This window comes from Peptostreptococcus sp., from assembly GCF_977045075.1.
Genome location: NZ_CDRRTB010000028.1, coordinates 1 through 16378 on the forward strand (window position 1 = coordinate 1; position 16378 = coordinate 16378).

At 37.5% G+C, this 16378-nt stretch carries 14 protein-coding genes and 1 other annotated feature; of the genes, 5 read left to right on the top strand and 9 right to left on the bottom strand.

Annotation, left to right across the window (positions count from 1 at the left end; genetic code table 11):
- Positions 1–217 precede the first annotated feature (217 nt).
- Positions 218–1174 (bottom strand): helix-turn-helix domain-containing protein, encoded by a 957-nt coding sequence (locus ACW6OJ_RS03770; RefSeq protein WP_293429460.1) that lies wholly within the window; start codon positions 1172–1174, stop codon positions 218–220.
- 146 nt (positions 1175–1320) lie between these two features.
- Here ACW6OJ_RS03770 and ACW6OJ_RS03775 point away from each other — a divergent pair, with 146 nt between their 5' ends.
- The 5 genes from ACW6OJ_RS03775 to ACW6OJ_RS03795 are packed head-to-tail and all read left to right on the top strand — an operon-like array spanning position 1321 to position 7675.
- Complete coding sequence (locus ACW6OJ_RS03775) at positions 1321–3090, top strand: ABC transporter ATP-binding protein (protein ID WP_455105203.1); 1770 nt, start codon at positions 1321–1323, stop codon at positions 3088–3090.
- Position 3091: 1 nt separating this feature from the next.
- Complete coding sequence (locus tag ACW6OJ_RS03780; RefSeq protein ID WP_293429466.1) at positions 3092–4810, top strand: ABC transporter ATP-binding protein; 1719 nt, start codon at positions 3092–3094, stop codon at positions 4808–4810.
- A 20-nt stretch (positions 4811–4830) separates the two neighbouring features.
- Positions 4831–5439 (top strand): MptD family putative ECF transporter S component, encoded by a 609-nt coding sequence (locus ACW6OJ_RS03785; RefSeq protein WP_455105204.1) that lies wholly within the window; start codon positions 4831–4833, stop codon positions 5437–5439.
- The gene (locus ACW6OJ_RS03790; protein ID WP_456095809.1) at positions 5439–6143 is read left to right on the top strand and encodes an energy-coupling factor transporter transmembrane component T family protein; all 705 of its coding nucleotides are present in this window, start codon (positions 5439–5441) and stop codon (positions 6141–6143) included. The genes ACW6OJ_RS03785 and ACW6OJ_RS03790 overlap by 1 nt, the downstream gene beginning before the upstream one ends.
- Complete coding sequence (locus ACW6OJ_RS03795) at positions 6119–7675, top strand: ABC transporter ATP-binding protein (protein WP_455105205.1); 1557 nt, start codon at positions 6119–6121, stop codon at positions 7673–7675. The genes ACW6OJ_RS03790 and ACW6OJ_RS03795 overlap by 25 nt, the downstream gene beginning before the upstream one ends.
- Positions 7676–7799: 124 nt before the next feature.
- Here ACW6OJ_RS03795 and pheT read toward each other — a convergent pair whose 3' ends face one another.
- From pheT to prmA, 8 genes are all read right to left on the bottom strand, one after another.
- The gene (gene pheT, locus ACW6OJ_RS03800; RefSeq protein ID WP_456095810.1) at positions 7800–10190 is read right to left on the bottom strand and encodes a phenylalanine--tRNA ligase subunit beta; all 2391 of its coding nucleotides are present in this window, start codon (positions 10188–10190) and stop codon (positions 7800–7802) included.
- Positions 10191–10205: 15 nt separating this feature from the next.
- On the bottom strand, positions 10206–11237 hold the full coding sequence (gene pheS / locus ACW6OJ_RS03805) for a phenylalanine--tRNA ligase subunit alpha (RefSeq protein WP_455105207.1): 1032 nt from the start codon (positions 11235–11237) through the stop codon (positions 10206–10208).
- Positions 11238–11288: 51 nt separating this feature from the next.
- Positions 11289–11512: a binding site (T-box leader), on the bottom strand.
- A 55-nt stretch (positions 11513–11567) separates the two neighbouring features.
- A complete protein-coding gene (locus ACW6OJ_RS03810) occupies positions 11568–12389 on the bottom strand; it encodes an EFR1 family ferrodoxin (protein ID WP_456095811.1) in 822 nt (273 codons plus the stop codon).
- A 26-nt stretch (positions 12390–12415) separates the two neighbouring features.
- Positions 12416–12760 (bottom strand): histidine triad nucleotide-binding protein, encoded by a 345-nt coding sequence (locus ACW6OJ_RS03815; RefSeq protein ID WP_293430342.1) that lies wholly within the window; start codon positions 12758–12760, stop codon positions 12416–12418.
- A 94-nt stretch (positions 12761–12854) separates the two neighbouring features.
- Positions 12855–13178 (bottom strand): putative heavy metal-binding protein, encoded by a 324-nt coding sequence (locus tag ACW6OJ_RS03820; RefSeq protein ID WP_456095812.1) that lies wholly within the window; start codon positions 13176–13178, stop codon positions 12855–12857.
- 37 nt (positions 13179–13215) lie between these two features.
- Entirely contained in the window at positions 13216–14511 is a 1296-nt protein-coding gene (gene mtaB / locus ACW6OJ_RS03825; protein ID WP_456095813.1) for a tRNA (N(6)-L-threonylcarbamoyladenosine(37)-C(2))-methylthiotransferase MtaB, read from the bottom strand.
- A 1-nt stretch (position 14512) separates the two neighbouring features.
- A complete protein-coding gene (locus ACW6OJ_RS03830) occupies positions 14513–15289 on the bottom strand; it encodes a 16S rRNA (uracil(1498)-N(3))-methyltransferase (RefSeq protein ID WP_456095814.1) in 777 nt (258 codons plus the stop codon).
- Positions 15290–15297: 8 nt separating this feature from the next.
- Positions 15298–16248 carry a 50S ribosomal protein L11 methyltransferase gene (gene prmA / locus ACW6OJ_RS03835; RefSeq protein ID WP_456095815.1) on the bottom strand — a complete coding sequence of 317 codons (951 nt, stop codon included), beginning with the start codon at positions 16246–16248 and terminating at the stop codon, positions 15298–15300.
- Positions 16249–16378 lie beyond the last annotated feature (130 nt).

Here is a 16378-nt window from a genome sequence, read left to right on the forward strand (position 1 = left end):
ACTCCAAATATTTAGTTGTCAATATTATTAATTTTTCAAGCCTATTCATTAGGCTTATTTGCTATGCAATAATGTCAGTGTGAAATTTCTTTTTTATTTTGTATTGACATTTGATAGCTGGTCTTTCATTTTAATTATCTATAATATTATAATTATACACCAAATTTGACTTGTAAAAAAGCCTTCCTTGAATATTGTATCTAGCTTCTAGCCTATATCATACCTTCCTGCACTTTTTAATTTGTCTAGGATATGTACCCGTATATTTTTTATACAGCTGGGTAAACCTACTCTGGGACTTGTAGCCAACAGATCTGGAAACTTCACTAATACTCAAACCTGTATTTAATAGCATATGCTCTGCCACATTTATTCTCTTTCTTTGTATATACTCCGTAATAGTCATATTGTACTTCGACTTAAAGCTCTCCTTTAACTTGGTCTTGCCCATTAAAGCTATCTCACATAAGAGGTCTTGAGATATCTGGCTGGCATAGTGGTCACTAATATAGGAGGCAACATTTTTCAAGGCATCATCATCTACCTGGTTTAGTTTTATCTTTTTATCCTCTTCAAAATAATAATTTAGTGTCAGCCTTAGCCACTCCTTGACCTTTATTTCATAAAACATCTCGCTGCCTGGACTGGTAGACCTGTATTCCAATATCTCATCAACTAGTTTACCTATATCCCTGGCGATAGGACTGTTATTCGAGTTTTGTAGGGCCTTGCGTAGCTTGTTTGGACTGATATTAAAATTTTCTGTCACATAGTCATTTATGAACTTTTTCTTGAACTCCACTCCTACAGAAAAATAAGGGAATCCACCATGCAATATAAACCTAAAGGTATAATTTTCACGAAAACTTACAAATACCATGCTGTCATTTACTGACATATAGGGTGTCAGACACTCCCCATGGGCAGCCTTTACAAATGATGACGTTGCCTCAACTTCTGAATCTGAAGACATCTTATGGCATACCACCAAATCTTTCTTTACCAAAAAATCATGAATATTAACGGAAAATAAATCGGTATCATAGAACCAATAGTATCCATCCATCTCATCTGACTTAATCCTATAAGTAACTCCCAGGTCAGAATACCTGCTTGACTTGTGCAACTTTTCAAAACCCATTTCTACTAAAAAATTTTCAAATTCATATGCCATATTCCCATCCCCCTCATTTTTTTATCTCGATTAGCCATTTATTTTGTTTAGTCTTTATTTCCCTGTAAATATTGAAATCGTTATCAATATAAGTTAATATTAGCTTGTAATAATTACTATTATATATTATATAAAGGAGGCTAACAATGAAATCCAAGAAAAAAAAATCTAAGATTAGTATTTCAGGGATAGTCAACCAATATGGTGGAGATAAAAAATACTGCTACCCTCTATCCATCTTGATATCGTCATTTTCTGGTATAGTAGCTGTAATCCCCTACTACTTTGTATGGAAAATAGCCATGGAATTAATTACGAGCGACCAGGTAAATATTCGGCTAATTAAGACATATGCCCTATGGATCTTTATCAGCCAGGTTATAGGTATACTAACCGGACTCTTAAGTCAGGCTTTTTCACATCTTCTAGCCTTTAGGGTAGAAAAAAATATCAGGAAGAGGGCAGTTTCCCACCTGATGAAATTACCTATAGGTTATTTTGAAAACGAAGATTCAGGTAGGATCAGGAGGAAGATAGATGATAACGCCTCAAAGACCCATAGCTTTATAGCCCATATTATGCCTGATATGGCTTCGGCTGTGGTCGTACCTATACTCATGATTGTATTAATCCTTGTAGTGGATATTAAACTTGGAATTATCTGCCTACTGGGTATTGCCTTTGCCATGGCAAGTATGTCTATGATGATGGGACCTAAGACTAAAAAACTTATGGAAGAATATATGACCACATCAGAAAACCTGAGTATCAGCGGTGTAGAATTTATCAGGGGTATGCCTGTAGTCAAGGTTTTCAACCAAACTATCGAAAGTTTCCAAAAATTTTATTCGGTTATCATGGATTATGATGAAAAGGCCAAATTTTTCGTCAACTACTGTAAATTGCCAATGACTCTCTACACACTGGCCCTATACCTACCAACAATTCTAATAGGACCAATAACAATTATATTGATTAACGGAGCAGATCAACCACTTAAATTATTGACAGATTCTATCCTCTATATAATAATTTCCATGAACCTGCATTCCAGCCTGATGAGACTGGCAATCCTATCAGAATCCAGGAACCAGTTCGCAGTAACAATGCAGAAGCTAGACACTATATTCGACCTAGACCCTATAAAAGAGTTCGACTATGATAAGAAGGATGAAAGTGGTATAGTATTCGACCAAGTGACTTATACTTATACAGGCAAGGACACTCCTGCCCTTTCTAATATAAGTATACACTTCGAAAAGAATAAGACCTATGCCCTGGTAGGCGAAAGTGGTTCTGGCAAGTCAACCCTTCTAAACCTTATAGGCCGTTTTTATGACATAGATAAAGGTCAAATAAGGCTAAATGGGGTCAATATAAAAAGAATAAAAGAAAGTGAACTTATGTCCAAATTGGCTATAGTATTCCAGGAAAATAAGCTCCTTAAAATGAGCCTAAGGGAAAATATCTGCATGGGACGTGACTATAGTGATGCTGAGATCACCAGTGCAATAGAAGCCAGTAGTTGTCAAAATATCTTGGCCAGGATGGATAATGGACTTGATACTATTATTGGTCAAAAGGGAACCTATATTTCCGGTGGTGAAGCACAAAGAATCTCTATAGCCAGGGCATTTTTAAAGGATGCTCCAATCCTCCTATTGGATGAAGCTACTGCCTTTGCCGATCCGGAAAATGAAAATAAAATCCTAAAGAGTCTAGAAAAACTAAAGGCCAATAGGACGACTATTATGATAGCCCACAGGCTAAATTCAATAAAAAACGTAGACGAGATAATTGTTATGAAGAAGGGTCAGATACTCGACAAGGGTAAACATGACTACCTGATTGATAACTGCGCATATTATAAAGACCTCTACAAGAATTATTCAAAGAGTATAGAATGGAGGGTATAAAATGAATAAATTTCTACAAAATAAATATTCACTCTCTCCTGAGGGTGCAAAAAAGATGTCAAAGGGAGTAATATATAGCGCACTCCTAAATATATCATTCATGCTACCAATGATGATAGTCTTCCTATTTTTGGATGAGAGCCTAAATATATATAAATTCCATACACAGGCTAGGTATACACCTATCTACTATATCATCCTGGTGCCCCTAACAATTGTATGCATATATCTTGCAAATAGACTTCAGTATGATAGCGTATATACTACTACATACACTGAAATAGCTAAAAAGAGGATTTCCCTATCAGAGCATATGAGAAAACTCCCCCTATCCTTCTTCAACAAGAGGGACCTATCTGACCTTACCGCTACTATAATGAGCGATATGGAAAGTATGGAGCATGCATATTCCCATTCAGTACCCCCATTCTATGGCAATATAATCTCTGTATGCCTGATAGGACTAATGATAGCTAGTATGAACGTCAAAATGGCTATTGCCCTTATGTGGCCCTTCCCTCTTGGACTAGCCCTGATATTTGCAGCTAGAAACAAGATGATAAGATTGGAAAAAATCCACCACGATGAAAAACTCAAGGTTTCTGACTCCATCCAGGAAATTCTGGAAAATATACTCCCTATCAAGGGTTACCAGAGACAGGAAAAAACCTTGGATGAATTTAAAATCCAATTAGATGAAGAAGAAGAAAAACACCTAAAGGCAGAGATATCTATCCCCCTTATGTTGGGACCAATTAGCTCCTTGCTGAGGTTGGGCGTACTCTCATCAATTTTAGTTGGAATTGGACAATACACTAGTGGAGGTCTTAGCCTGGCCCAATACCTAGGACTACTAATCGCCTGCCTGGTTATTTACTCACCTATGGATGCCTGCCTGGCCTTTATCATAGAATTTATGCTGGTTCAGATTCCTAGCGAAAGAATGAAAGAAATCTTCAATACCGAATTAATGACCGGCCAGGATGTAGATATAAATAACTTTGATATAGAGTTGAAAAATGTGACTTTTGGTTATGATGATACAATGGTTATCAAGGATGTTAGTTTCCTTGCTAAACAGGGTCAAACTACGGCCCTTGTAGGCCCATCAGGCTGTGGAAAGTCCACTTTGACAAAATTAATGCTGAGATTTTGGGATGTAAATTCCGGGCAGATCAAGCTAGGTGGGGTAGACATCAGGGATATAGATCCCGAAAGCTTGTTAAAACACTATTCAATTGTATTCCAGGATGTCATCCTCTTTAATAACACTATTATGGAAAATATCAGAATAGGAAAGAAAAATGCCACAGACCAGGAGGTAATGGAGGCTGCCAAGATTGCCCAACTAGATGATTTTATCCAGAACCTACCAGATGGCTATATGACTAAAATCGGAGAAAACGGGGCCCTACTATCCGGCGGTGAAAGGCAGAGAATATCCATAGCCAGGGCTATCCTAAAGGATGCACCGATCATATTCCTGGATGAATCTACTTCCAGTGTCGATGCTGACAATGAAACCAAAATACAGAAGGCTTTGTCTAAGCTTATAAAAAATAAAACAGTGATAATAATAGCCCATAGGTTGAGGACTGTTGAAAATGCTGACCAGATAATTGTCCTTGATGAGGGTCGTATTGTAGAAGAAGGATCTTCAGATGAATTGATTGCAAATCAAGGCTTATTCTACAAACTATGGAAAAATCAGAAACAGTAAAAATTTATAGGAGGTAAAAAATGGATTTAAAAGATATCGTAAAAATAACTCTATTCGGTGTAATAGGTTTTGTAATTAGTATTGTAACAGGTATGGCTTCTAGTGTTTTGGGAATATATGGTCCCTTCATACACACATCAATAGGTAGCCTACTTACAGCTCCCATATTTATTATAATGTACAAAAAGATTCACAAGAAATCTTGCATCTTTCTATACTACTTGATATCAGGTCTTGCATATTCTGTAATGGGATTTTGGCCTATGCTTATTATCATGCTCCTATCTGGTATTGTTGGCGAAATAATTGCTGGAACTAAAAACAATTATGATGACGATAATGAATATAAGCGCATAGGACTTGCATTTGTAATTGCAGAAGCAATATACTCCCTGCATGGTTTCCTTTTCATACTTGTCCTGGGTACTCAAGGTCTAGTAAATCAATTTTCTAAGATGTTCACACTTGAAAAGGCCCAGTGGATGCATGACTTTTTCTTTAATCCTAGGAACTTTTTAGTAATAATGTGTATACAGATAATTGCTTCTATTTTGGGTGTATTACTGGCAAAATATATACACAAAAAGTTCTTTGCCAAAAATATAAAGAATGGATCAATATTAGACTAATGAAAATTTCAGCAAAAAATGATAGGAGCTACTTTAAACCCATTACCATTTTTATCTTGATGGTACTTTTCTCCATATCTACCCTGATAGCAAATCAAAGCCTCTACCTGGCCATGCTTATCCTAGCAATCCTTATGGAGGTTCTTGTAATTAAAAAAGAAAGCCTAAAGAGCCTAGCCTGCTTACTAATTCTATTCTTGTTAGCCAAACTTATTAATATAGGATTAGAAATGGGGTATTGGACTGGAGCAATCTATGCTATGTTACTTATTATGATAAAGCTTAGTCCCTTATTTATATTGGCAAAAATTTTTTCTAGTTATTCATCCAATATACTTATGGCGACTTTTAGGGAAATAGGGCTACCCCATAAATTATGTATAAGCATAGCCATATTTTTTAGATTCCTGCCTGAGTTTTATGCTAGGCTTGGACAAATTCATGAAGGTGCTAAAACAAGGGGACTTGGATTTAATCTTATTCACCCTATACGTAGCTTTGAGATTTTTATTGTACCCCTTATGTACAAAGTCTTGGATATTAGTGACATTCTGACTTGTTCTATAATTACTAAAGGAATAGACTACCCCTGTAAGAAGACAAATTACAGGAAATTCAAATTTTCTTACCTAGATACACTAGTCCTAGCTGTGGGATTTTTAATACTTGGAGGTTGTATATGGATAAAATACAAGAAAATATAATTAATATAGATAAAAAAAATGATAATATATTAAAGTCCCAAGAAAAGAACGTGCCTAATCTAGATAAAAACAGCATCATAGATATATCAATAGATGAATATTCCTATGGAGAAAATAAGATATTAGGGAAAATCAACCTAAATATTAAAAAAGGTCAATGTATACTAATATCTGGCCTGTCAGGCTGTGGTAAGACAACCCTACTGAGAACAATCAATGGCCTTATACCATATTTTTATGAAGGTAATCTTAGAGGTTCTATTTATCTAAATGGTAAAGATATCTCTAGTTTCTTAAACGGAGAAATTGCTAAATACATGGGTAATGTCTTTCAAAACCCCAAGGACCAGTTCTTTTCTACTATAGCAGAAGATGAAATAGCCCTGGTTGGAGAAAATCTTGGTATGGATCATTCTGAACTAGTAAAAAAAGTTGATCAAGCCATCTCATTTATGAATCTTGATTCCATTAGAAATATGTCAGTTTTCGACCTATCAGGTGGACAAAGGCAAAGGGTAGCTATTGCCTCTACCCTAATCTATGATACGGATGTAATAATATTTGATGAACCATCAGCTAGTTTAGACTATTCATCTATAAAAGACCTAGAAAAGGCTCTTTTAAAACTAAAAAACTTAGGCAAAACTATAATAATAGCAGAACACAGACTATACTATTTAAAAAATATTTTTGATAAATTACTTATAATGAAAGATGGTAAAATAGGCAATATTTATGAAAGAGAAAAAGTTAGTGAAAATATTATTAAAGAAAATAATTTACGTTGTCTTGATGAAGATAAACTGCTTACTAAAACCAGAATACCTAGCAAATATACCAATGAAGAATCCTTTTTTGATGGCTACTTAGAAGTCAAAAATTTATGTGTAGAAATTGGCAAAAAATGCCTTATAAAAGATGTCAATTTTAATATTTCAAGAGGTGAATGTATGGCTATACTAGGTAAAAATGGTATAGGAAAGACTAGCTTATCTAGGCAACTATCAGGTCTCCTACCAATAAGGTCTGGCTTTACCAGCTACGGAAAAAATAAAAAAGAAAGACTTAAAAATTCTTATTTTATTATGCAGGATGCCTCGTCTCAGTTGTTTTCCCATACTATCGAACATGAGCTAATACCTAGAAATAAGTTAAAAGACCAAGAATATTTATCTAGGGTAAAAGGGCTCTTAATTAACCTAGACCTATGGAATAAAAGGAGTTTAAGACCTCAAGAATTATCCGTTGGAGAAAAACAGAGATTGACACTCATGCTAGGACTACTGAGTGAACGAAAGCTTCTAATACTAGATGAACCCTCTGCAGGATTAGATTTTTTAAGGATGGATATGGTAGCCAAGGAAATTGAGAAAAAAAAAGAAAGTCAACCTATTATTCTTATCACTCATGATATGGAACTACTATCCAAAGTTGCAGATACTGTCTTGTTCTTGGATAATAACGAAAATAGAAAACTTCCTATCTATGGTAATGAAAACCTTATAAAAAGTTTTATTAAAAGTTCTTTTTAACTCTCAAATACAAAAATGAGGACTAATCTATAAAAATAGTCTCCAACAAAATTGGGAGCCAGCATTCTAGTCCGAACGACTGGATGCTGGCTCCCTTTTACTACCTATTAAATTCTTAAATCTACTACCTTAACTCAGCCCCAAGTCTTGCCTTTAGCTCTGCTAAGATCTTGTCGTGTACAGCAAGTACATCATCATCTGTCAAGGTCTTGTCCGAACTCCTGTAGACGATTGAATATGCAACAGACTTATATCCCTGTCCTATCTGGTCTCCCTTGTAGACGTCAAATAGCTTACAAGCTTCAACTAGGCCACCCGCATTATCCATGATAACCTCTTCTATAGCTGCAACCTCAACCTCATTCTTAACCACTAGGGCAATATCTCTAGTGATAGCTGGATACTTAGGTAATGACTTAAATACTATTGTATCATCAGCCTGACTATATACTGTATCAAGGTCGATTTCAGCAATATAGACCCTCTTGCCTATACCATAGTTGGCTAGAACCTCTGGATGTATTTCACCAATTGTTCCTAGTAACTTGTTACCACAGAAGATATCTGCACACCTACCAGGATGGAAAGATGTATTATTCTTTTCTACTAGGTACCTATGTCCTCTTAGGCCAACTCTCTCAAATATCTTTTCAACTACTCCCTTTAGTACAAAGAAGTCGACATCATCGCCGTACATTCCTATACAAATCCTTGTTTCCTCAACTCCTGCCATATCATCTGGAGTAAATACATGACCGCATTCAAATATAGCTAACTGGTCTATATTACGAGATGCATTAGTATATACTACATCTAGCATATTTGGTATTAGGCTAGTCCTCATTATAGATGTATCCTCGCCTAGTGGGTTTATCAGCTTAACAACATCCCTTAGCTTAGAATCCTGAGGAACCCTAATCTTGTCTAGTCCCTTAGGACTAACAAATGAGTATGTCAATGTTTCGTATAGGCCACATGCAATAGCTGTATCTTTTACTCTTTCCAGGTACTTCTGCTTGTCAGTCTTTACACCTGCTGTTGAATTACCCTGTAGCTGGACAGATGGTATATTTTCAAATCCATATATTCTTGCTATTTCTTCAAAGATATCTGCTTCCTGCTCTATATCCAACCTAAAGCTTGGTACCTCGAGAATTAATTCATCTTCAGAAACTAGATTACACTTAAATTCTAGGTCTTCAAGTATTCCACAGAACTTGTCCATAGGTATATCTATACCAACTCTGGCATTTATCCTTCTAGGGCTAACTGTGATTGTTTGTACTGGCTTAACCTCAGGATATACGTCAACCTTACCCTTCATCACCTTACCAGCACCAAGTAGTTCTACCAGCTGGGCAGCTCTTTCTAGAGCTAATTCTGCATTATCAATAGAAACACCCTTTTCAAATCTTGAAGAAGACTCTGACCTTAGTCCTAGCTTCTTAGATGTCTTTCTAATATTTTCACGGTTGAATACTGCTGACTCAAACATGATTTCTTCCGTATCATCCTTGATTCCAGAATCAAGTCCGCCCATTATACCAGCAATACCTAGTGTCTTTTCACCATCAGTTATCATCAACATTTCTGGATCTAGTTTTCTTTCCTGGCCGTCAAGTGTAGTGAATACTTCATCTTTCTGGGCATTTCTTACCACTATTTTCTTGTTGGAAATCTCCCTCATATCGAAGGCATGCATAGGCTGGCCCATTTCTAGCATTACGAAGTTAGTGATATCCACTATGTTGTTTATAGGTCTTACACCTGCCTCTATCAGCCTCCTCTGCATCCAGTATGGTGACTTTGCTATCTTTACATCAGTCACCCTTCTTGCTAGGTACCTAGTGCATAGGTCGGTGTTATCTATCTTTATTTCAACATCAATTTCCTTGTCTGACTCTTCCTTTACGCTTACCTCTGGATACTTAGTCTTAGTTCCTAAAGTTACAGCAGCTTCTCTGGCTATACCTATCATACACCTACAGTCTGGCCTATTTGATGTTAATTCAAAGTCTATAACTGCATCATTAAGTCCCAATACTTCCTTAATATCCATACCAGGCACATATGTATCTTCCATATCCAATAGATAAATTCCATTTTTCTTATAGTCATCTACATACTTTTCATCTATGCCCAATTCATTGCATGAACACATCATTCCATTTGATTTTACTCCCCTAAGCTCACCATTATTTATAGTTACACCGCCTGGTAGCTTTGCTCCATCAAGGGCTACTGGTATATAGTCTCCCTCAGAAACATTTTTTGCCCCTGTTACTATCTGGACTGGCTGGTCCTGTCCAACCTCAACCTGGGCAACTACCAGCTTGTCGGCATCCGGGTGCCCCTCTATTTTTAAAATCTTACCTACCACTACATTTGATATTTCCTGACCAGAGTACTCTACTGTTTCAGTCTTAGTACCCGTCATAGTCATCTTGTCACCAAATGTTTGGGCATCAAGGTCTATATCAACATAATCTCTTAACCATTTTAATGAAACTAACATATTACTACCTCCTAATTAGAACTGGTCCAAGAACCTAACGTCATTTTCAAACATAAGTCTGATATCGTCGATTCCATACTTTAGCATACCTAGTCTTTCTACACCCATACCTGCAGCAAAGCCAGAGTATACTTCTGGGTCAATACCACAATTTCTAAGTACATTAGGGTGAACCATACCTGCTCCAAGTATTTCTATCCAACCCTCTCCCTTACAAACAGAACAACCTGAACCGCCACACTTAAAGCATGATACGTCTATCTCTGCACTTGGTTCTGTAAATGGGAAATTATGTGGTCTAAACTTAGTCTTTGTTTCAGGCCCATATAGTTTCTTTACGAAGGTCTCCATAGTTCCCTTAAATTCTGTAAAGGTAATGTCCTTACCTACAACCAAGACCTCTATCTGGTGGAACATTGGTGAGTGGGTAGCGTCAGGACTATCACTTCTGAAGCACCTACCTGGTACTATTATCTTAAGTGGCAGGTCATTATTCTTAACAGCTTCTTCCATTGTCCTGATTTGGACTGGTGATGTCTGAGTTCTTAGAAGGATGTCCTCTGTAATATAGAAAGTATCCGTCATATCCCTAGATGGGTGGTCCTTTGGTGCATTAAGGGCATCAAAGTTGTTCCTAACAGTTTCTATTTCCGGACCCTCAGCTATAGAGAAGCCCATACCCATAAATATCTCTGTTACCTCATCTACCATCTTGCTGATAATATGCTTCTTGCCAACCTTAAATTCCTTGCCTGGCATAGTCACATCTATAGTTTCCATTTCTATCTTTTTCTCGAGCATGCAAGCTCTGATGCTTTCCTTTTTCTCAGCAATTCCATCTGTAATCATTTCCCTGATTTCATTTCCAAGTTTACCTATTACAGGTCTTTCTTCTGCAGACAACTTGCCCATTTCCTTAAGTATCTTAGTTAACTCGCCCTTTTTACCAAGCAGGTCCACTCTCAATTTTTCAACTTCTTCCATATTTCCAGCTGACTTAATCTGCTCTTCAGCTAGCTTTCTAAGATTTTTTAATTTTTCTTGCATATCCAACATTCCTTTCATATATACTTTTGAATATAAAAAAGACCTTCCATCCATAGGGACGAAAGGTCTGAAATCGCGGTACCACCCTAATAGTCTATGAAATAATACATCACAAACCACCTCAAAAGTTTAACGCACATCACGTTCCAACCTACTATTAATTCAGCTGGACTGCTCCGGAGCGAACTTCAAATAATACAGTAAATAGTTTTTCACCAAGCAACTACTCTCTGGCTTACATGTACTAGCCTACTTTTCTCCTTCAAAGCATTTCTTATAGCATTTTTAATAAGTCTAATTTTATCAGACTATTAAAAAAAATTCAAGTTTTTATATGAATTTATTTGTAGCCCTACTAGTAAAATTATCCCTAACCATGTCAACATGCGACAAAAAGTCTTCATCATCGAAGTACTTGGCATCCTGTGGGCACCTCCTGATGCAGGCCTGGCACTTGATACATATACCAACTATGTCCGAATAGTTTTCCTTGCTAATACTTGACATTGGACAGACCCTGTAGCATATACCACACTGGTCACACTTGGATATATCAGTCTTTGGCTTGGCCTTTAAAAATTTGGCTGGACTTCCATCCACCTTTAGGGGCACATAGTAGGGTTCCGGATCGTAGTTATCCTCTAGTCTAATAAAGTCTATGCTTTCAGCTTTTAGTTTGCTTTCAATAGATTCAACGAAGGTCCTATATTCCTCAAAATCAAGGTCATCTGGCCTACCAAGTCCTATTTGGTCTGAAAAAGCATGCCTAGCCACTAGACTTGCACCAGCTATTATAGAAAATCCCGCCCCTTGACAGACCGACCTTAGTTCATTTAGGGCATCTCCTGGACTCCTGTTGCCGTATACTACCATGGGTACAGCGTAGGCCTCCTTAGATAAAAGGCATGTCCTAAGGTCATCGACTATCTTATTAGGTAGCCTACTTGCATATACTGGGCTAGCAATAAATACTAGGTCTCCACGACTAAATTCATATAGCTTATGTCTATTTTCTAAACTAGTCAAATCAATTTCGTAAATGTCTAGGCCCAAAATTTCTGCCATCATGCCTGTAATTCTCAGGCATATATTCTTACATCCACCTGTTGGACTAAAATACACTGCAAAAATTCTCTTTATTGGATTTTTCAAATCTCATCCCTCCAAAAATTGAATCTCTAGTCTGTTATTAACTTAGTTAGTGGCTTACCTGCTAGTAAATGATAGTGGATATGAGGAACTTCCTGGCCACCATGTTTGCCACAATTATTGATTATCCTATATCCATTTTCAGCAAAGCCCTCCTGGGCTGCAATCTTTCTAATAGCCCTATGAATATCTCCTATAATATCCATTTCTTCCAATGCTATATCCTCTAAGCTAGTATAGTGCTTTTTAGGCACAACTAGAATATGAACTGGTGTAACCGGACTCATATCCCTAAAGGCTGCTACCTTATCGTCTTCATACACCATATTTGTTGGTATTTCACCATTTGCTAATTTACAAAAAATACAATCCATATCCTTACCTCCATATCTTGTCTTTATATTACTTTTGTATATCAAATTAATATATACAAGTAGCTAGCATATAAACTAGCTACTCGTTTCATTACTAGTAATTAAGCTTTACTGCTGTTCCTGAGCAAGTAACCATCAACATTCCGTTGTCAGCACCTAGTACCTCATAGTCCATCTTAACGCCTATAACTGCGTCAGCACTCATAGCTTTAGCCCTCTCCTCTAGTTCCTTTAGGGCATTTTCTCTAGCTGTCATTAGCTCTTCTTCATAACCTTGGCTTCTTCCGCCAAAGATATTTCTTAGGCCTGCACCGATATCCTTGAATATATTTATACCTGTGATTACCTCACCAAATACTATGCCTAAGTAGGCATCAACACTTCTTCCTTCTACCTTTCCTGTTGTAGTTATTATCATGATTTTTTCCTCCTTTTTATTATTTCTGCTAGTAGGCCTATACTAGGTCTCCTACACAGTAATCATCGCAAATTTCTTCAATCCTTACTGGTAATATCTGGCCTCTTATGTCCTGGTCAGACCTTACCTTAATCCTCATATAGTTGTCAGTCAAGCCCTCATAGTATCCATCTTTGTCAACCTCTTCAAAGAGTACCATTAGGTCTGTATCTCTGAATTGGTCGGCAAAGAGCCTAAAATTCTCTGTTGATAGGGCAAGCAGGGAATCACTCCTCATTTGCTTCATCTGTGGATCGACCTGATCTTCCATACTGGCTGCAGGAGTTCCCTTTCTTGGAGAATACTTGAATACATGCATATGCATTAGCTTGAGGTCCTTTAGGTAGGCAAGGGTCTGGGAAAACTCCTCATTGGTCTCACCTGGAAATCCGACTATGACATCTGTAGTCAAGGATACCCTAGGTATCCTAGCCCTTAAGTTGTCAACAGTCCTCCTATAGTCCTCTGTAGTGTACCTCCTATTCATCCTCTTTAGGGTAGCATCGCAACCACTCTGGAGTGACAGGTGGTAGTGGGGAACCAGCTTATCAATCTTACTTATCTGGTCTATAAAGTCCTCTGTAAATAGGACCGGCTCTACAGAGCTTAGCCTTATCCTCTCTATACCATCAACCTCATTTACATCCTTTATTACCGTCAGTATATCTATGTCTTCTTCTAGGTCCCTACCATATGAAGCGACATGGATTCCAGTCAAGACCACTTCCTTGTAGCCGTTTTCTGCCAGCTTCCTTATCTCATCTATAATACTTCTTCTATCTCTAGACCTGATCCTTCCCCTTGCATACGGTATTATACAGTAGCTACAGTATCTATCGCAGCCATCTTGTATCTTTATAAAGGCCCTAGTCTTACCATTTGTCTGGCTAATCTCTATCTCTTCAAATTCTCTTACCTTCATAATATCGTCAACTGTGCTGACCTTAGAACCTGAATCTATATTTTCAACCTTGTCTACGATACTTCTCCTGTCATTGGTACCCATTACTAGGTTTACATCTTCTATGTCCAAGATTTCCTCTGGCGAAATCTGGGAATAGCAGCCTACAACAGCTATTATAGATTTTGGATTTTTCTTTTTTACACGTCTAATATATTGCCTAGACTTCCTGTCAGACATATGGGTTACTGTACAGGTATTTATTACGTATACATCAGCATAGTCTTCGCTAGGCACATTTTCATAACCGTTTTTTTCAAACATTTCAAGCATTGCTTCGGTCTCATACTGGTTGACCTTACAGCCCAATGTATAAAATGCCACCTTTTTCAAATTAAATTCCTCCTATATCACCCAGCTCATAAAGGGTTATGGCTGTGGCCACAATAGATGCGGTTTCTGTCCTGAATATCCTTGGTCCCATGGTCACAGAGGCTATACCCGCCGCCTTGACCATTTCATTTTCTTCTTCTGCAAAACCTCCTTCAGGACCAATAAATATACCAACCCTGACCTCATCCTTATTTTCTAATATTCTTTTCACTTGGTCTGTCTGTAGGGCTTCCTTTATGCCAAGACTTTTTTCCACCTCATATGGACATATATTAATATCATTTTTACCCATATCTTCAAGGGCTTCTTTAAAGGAAAGTATTCCCCTTAGTTTAGGTATCAGCCCCCTCTTACACTGCTTGGCCGCCTCATATATAATTCTTTCCCAACGGTCAAACTTCTTGTCAGCCTTGTCTCCCTTTATATTAACTACAGACCTCTTGGTATTTACAAGCACTATTTCATCTACACCAGCCTCAGTCAATTTTTGTAGTATTATATCCATCTTAGTTGATTTAGGGACTCCCTGGTAGAGGCTGACCCTAATCCTTGATTCCCTATTTATGTCGACTTCATCCACTATAGACAGGTCTATTCTGGTCTTGTCAATGGACTCAATCCTACATATATATTCGTGCCCATTGGAATCGCAAACCTCTATTTCATCGCCCTGTCCATACCTCAAGACCTTGCTAATATGTTTGACATCTTCCCCATCTATATAAAGGGTCCTGTCATCTAAATTAAGATGCTCTGGCTCTACAAAAAACCTATCCATACCTTCTCCTACCTAGCAATTACACAGGCCCATTCGCCCTTCTTTTCTACACTTACTAGCTCGAATCCATTTTCTTCAAGGCTAGCAACCACTTCATCTATCTTGGCCAAAATTATACCCGATGATATAAATATACCTCCCTCTTTCAAGAAGCTTTTCACATCCTTGGCCAGGATAACTATAATATCAGCTATGATATTTGCCACCACGATATCGGCCTTCTTATCCTTGTCCATATCGTCAGCCAGGTTCCCTTCCATGGCAACCATAACCTTATCAACACCATTCTTACTAATATTTTCTTTGGCAACCTTGACAGCTACGGCATCTATATCAATACCCACTACATCCTTGGCGCCAAGCTTGGCAGCTACAATTCCTAAAATACCACTTCCACAGCCTATATCAAAGACTGTAGAATCCTTGTCGACATACTTTTCAAGATTGGCTATACACATACTAGTAGTCTCATGGCTACCTGTACCAAAGGCCATACCTGGATCCATCCTAATAACCAGGTCATTCTCTCCTGCCTCATAGTCCTCCCATTCAGGCTTTATGACTATATTATCTCCTATCCTAGTAGGCTTATAGTACTGCTTCCAGTTGTTTGCCCAGTCCTCTTCCTTTACTGACTCCGTATAGACCCTACCATGACCTATATCTATCCCATAATCAGTCAACTTCTTGACCTCTTTACTAATTAAAGATATAAAGCCTTCTACATCCTTTTCTTCTGAAATATATGTTTTAATCCTTACAGATTCATCTCCATCTGCCCTCTGAAAAAGCTCTTCCTCTGCATAATCCCAATCATACTCATGGGCCTTCTGGAAGAAAAAGTCCTTTGGGTCATCTATCATAGCACCCTGGGCACCATGCTCATATAATATATTTGTAATGGCCTCAACAGCCTCAGTTGTAGTATCAATAGTAACCTCTATCCATGTATCACTCACGATAAGCCTCCTTATATATTTATTTTTATATATTTATTATTATATGTTTATTCTCATGTATTTATCTTTTTATTATATCATTTTTTCTAGTCAAATAAAAGGAGATTAGTCCAAGACTTAGGTTAGCGGA